Source organism: Promicromonospora kroppenstedtii DSM 19349, from assembly GCF_000515355.1.
Lineage (GTDB): Bacteria > Actinomycetota > Actinomycetes > Actinomycetales > Cellulomonadaceae > Promicromonospora > Promicromonospora kroppenstedtii.
In genome coordinates this window covers 11,037-14,218 of the sequence record NZ_KI911579.1, presented here as the reverse complement: position 1 = coordinate 14,218, position 3,182 = coordinate 11,037, and the positions used below count along the sequence as shown (strand labels likewise).

Here is a 3,182-nt window from a genome sequence, read left to right as displayed (position 1 = left end):
GGCCGGGCCGTCCGGCTCGTCCGAGCCGCTCGACGACGACCCGGGAACACAGCACCCCGCCGACGGGTTGGCACTCTTGCGCGACGCGCTCCGCGACGGCTCCACCGTGATCATCGAGGTGGCCGGGCACACCGGTCGGCTGGAGCGCCGCGAGCTGAAACCCCTGAACCTCGACGGCGGCAGGCTGCGTGCGCTCGACCCGGACCGCGAGGCTGAGCTGACGATCGCCGTCCATCGGATCGCGTCGGTGCTGCCGACGTCATCCACGCCGTGAACCGCAGTAGAGCAAGACTGAGGGAGACTCCATGCCCGACGGCCCGCTGATCGTGCAGAGCGACAAGACGCTCCTGCTGGAGGTCGACCACCCGAGCGCCGAGCAGGCGCGGCGCTCGATCGCGCCCTTCGCCGAGCTGGAGCGCGCGCCCGAGCATGTCCACACCTACCGCCTGACGGCGCTGGGCCTGTGGAACGCGCGCGCGGCCGGGCACGACGCCGAGCAGGTCGTGAACACGCTCATCGAGTTCAGCCGCTACCCGGTGCCGCACGCCCTGCTGGTCGACGTCGCCGAGACGATGTCCCGCTACGGGCGCCTGCAGCTCGCCCAGGACCCGGTGCACGGCCTGGTGCTGCGCACCACCGACCGCGCGGTCCTGGCCGAGGTGCTCAAGTCGAAGCGCACAGCGGGCCTGGTCGGCACGCGGGTCGACGAGTCCACCGTGACGGTGCACCCCTCCGAGCGCGGCCACCTCAAGCAGGTCCTTGTCAAGCTCGGCTGGCCGGCCGAGGACCTCGCGGGCTACGTCGACGGCGAGAAGCACCCCATCGAGCTGAGCCCCACCACCCACCCCCGGACGCCGCACGAGCAGGCGGCCACGTGGGAGATGCGGCCCTACCAGGCGCAGGCCGTGGACGGGTTCTGGCACGGCGGCTCGGGCGTCGTGGTGCTGCCCTGTGGTGCCGGCAAGACGATCGTCGGCGCGGGCGCCATGGCCAAGTCGGGCACCACGACGCTGATCCTGGTGACCAACACCGTCAGCGCGCGCCAGTGGCGCGACGAGCTGGTGCGGCGCACCACGCTGACCGAGGACGAGATCGGCGAGTACTCCGGCACCAAGAAGGAGATCAAGCCGGTCACGATCGCCACCTACCAGGTGCTCACCACCAAGCGGAAGGGCGTCTACACGCACCTCGAGCTGCTCGACGCCCGCGACTGGGGCCTGGTCCTGTACGACGAGGTGCACCTGCTCCCCGCGCCGGTGTTCCGCATGACGGCGGACCTGCAGGCGCGCCGCCGGCTCGGCCTGACCGCCACGCTGGTACGCGAGGACGGCCGCGAGGACGAGGTGTTCAGCCTGATCGGCCCCAAGCGGTTCGACGCGCCGTGGAAGGACATCGAGGCGCAGGGCTACATCGCGCCCGCGGACTGCGTCGAGGTCCGCCTCACGCTCCCGGAGTCCGAGCGCATGACCTACGCGACGGCCGAGACGGAGGACAAGTACCGGCTGGCCGCGTCGGCGTCGGGCAAGAAGAAGGTGGTGGAGCAGATCGTGGCACGCCACCCCGACGACCAGGTGCTGGTCATCGGGCAGTACATCGACCAGCTCGAGGAGCTGGCCGAGCACCTCGGGGCGCCGATCATCACCGGGCAGACCACCAACAAGGAGCGGCAGCGGCTGTTCGGCGCGTTCCGCGAGGGCGAGATCAGCCGGCTCGTGGTGAGCAAGGTCGCCAACTACTCGGTGGACCTGCCCGAGGCGTCCGTGGCCATCCAGGTCTCGGGGTCCTTCGGGTCGCGGCAGGAGGAGGCGCAGCGGCTCGGGCGCATCATGCGGCCCAAGGCCGACGGACGCACCGCGCACTTCTACGCCGTCGTCGCGCGGGACACCGTCGACCAGGACTTCGCGGCCCACCGGCAGCGGTTCCTGGCCGAGCAGGGGTACGCGTACCGCATCGTGGACGCCGAGGACCTGGACGGATCCCCGGCCGATTCGACGGCTCCCTGACATTCACCCTGCTCGGCACGTGAAAATGCCCTTCACGCTGGGCATTCACCTGAGGATTCGTTGCATGTGCGCAACGTTCCGGCCTCCGATTGCGATGTGCTGAACCCGGGGTGACGATCAGGGACGTGATCGAGTCCCGAGCAAGAGCCGAGCTTCCGCACGATCCCGGCACCCGTGCTTCCGGGGGCTGGGTCATCGTGGCCTTCGCGGGCCTGGTCGGCGTGGTCCTGGCGGCCACGTCACAGGCCGCCAACGCGACGGTCGTCCGGCCGGCCGAGCCGCTGCCGTCCGTGTCGCCCCGCCTGACGGCCGCGATGCAGGCAGAGCTCATGAAGGACGTGCTGCCCGCGTCGCCGCCGATCACGCTCACGGACGCCGTGACCGACGGCGCGGGCGTGCTCACCGACGCCGAGCGCGAGGACGTGCTGGAGGCCGTGGACCGCCTCGCCGGCGAGACCGACCTGCGCATGTTCGTGGTGTACATCGAGAGCTTCGACGGCACCGACCCGGTGGACTGGGCCAACGCGAGCGCGAACCAGTCCGGGCTCCGTACCGACGACCTGCTCCTCGCGATCGCCACCACGGACGCCGAGTTCGGCCTGTCCGCGGACAGCAACGTGACGCTCACCGACGACCAGCTCCAGCAGGTCGACAGGGCCGTCGCGGCCGCCGTCGAGGACGAGCAGTGGGCCCCGGCCGCGACCGAGGCCGCCGACACCGTCCGTCAGGGGGTCGCCGGCGCCACCAGCCCGCTCCTCGTGGTGGGCATCGCGCTGGCGGCGGTGCTGCTGCTGGTCGCGCTCGGGTTCGTGCTGTGGCGGTTCGCGGTGCCCCGGCTGCGCCCGCTCCTCGCCCAGCTCCGGAACCGCACCCCGGTGGCCGCCGCCCCGGCCGCGGGCGTCTACCCCGACCTGACCCTGGACGAGCTGGAGGAGCGCGCCGCCGCCGCCCTGGTCGGCATCGACGACGCGCTCAAGACCTCCGAGCAGGAGCTCGGCTTCGCCCGCTCGGAGCTCGGCGGCGACGCGACGCAGGACTTCGAGCTGATCCTCGCGGGGGCCGCCGGCGACGTCCGCGAGGCGTTCGCGATCCGGCAGGCGCTCGACGTCGAGCGAGAGGGCGCGTCGGCAGGTACACCGGCGGCCCCTGCCGGTACCGTCGGCGCCGCCCCGAGCGACG

At 72.0% G+C, this 3,182-nt stretch carries 3 protein-coding genes; all 3 read left to right on the top strand.

What is annotated here, in order from left to right; all coding sequences use genetic code 11:
* On the top strand, window positions 1-274 hold a 274-nt coding region (locus PROKR_RS02355; RefSeq protein ID WP_051432607.1), incomplete at its 5' end, for a WYL domain-containing protein.
* Between the two features lie 31 nt (window positions 275-305).
* Complete coding sequence (locus tag PROKR_RS02350; RefSeq protein WP_036959314.1) at window positions 306-2,003, top strand: DNA repair helicase XPB; 1,698 nt, start codon at window positions 306-308, stop codon at window positions 2,001-2,003.
* A 125-nt stretch (window positions 2,004-2,128) separates the two neighbouring features.
* The coding region (locus PROKR_RS02345) for a TPM domain-containing protein (RefSeq protein ID WP_169736296.1) at window positions 2,129-3,182 on the top strand (1,054 nt) is incomplete at its 3' end.